Annotated in this window: 1 protein-coding gene; it reads right to left on the bottom strand. The window is 45.3% G+C overall.

From position 1 onward, the window contains the following. Positions 1-59 precede the first annotated feature (59 nt). A partial coding sequence (locus AAEY79_RS14395) for a hypothetical protein (RefSeq protein ID WP_352288953.1) occupies positions 60-300 on the bottom strand: 241 nt, incomplete at its 5' end.

Raw genomic sequence — 300 nt, 5'->3', positions numbered from 1 at the left:
ACCTTAAGTTGCAAACAATTTGCCAACAAGGTTATCGAGCACTTTTAAAGGGCAGCATTTTACGCTGCAGAGGCGTTAGCTGTTTGCTCGCGATGAACGCATGGACGCTCTGTCAGCTCTGCAGCTCTGTGGTAAAGTTTATGGGCGCTTGGCTCTTCACAGAGTGTGCCACTAAGCGTATCCATTAAAGCAACCACAATAATCGCAGGCACTTGGCAACAGTATTCATCTAGAACGGCTGCGGTTGTTTGTGCATCTACATGACAATGTGGATGACTTTTACGTTGATATGCATTTAAT

The organism is Psychrobacter sp. GW64-MNA-CIBAN-0177, from assembly GCF_040309585.1.
GTDB classification, from domain to species: Bacteria; Pseudomonadota; Gammaproteobacteria; order Pseudomonadales; family Moraxellaceae; genus Psychrobacter; species Psychrobacter okhotskensis.
The sequence above is the reverse complement of the archived record's forward strand: the minus strand, read 5'-3'. Positions and strand labels throughout refer to the sequence as shown.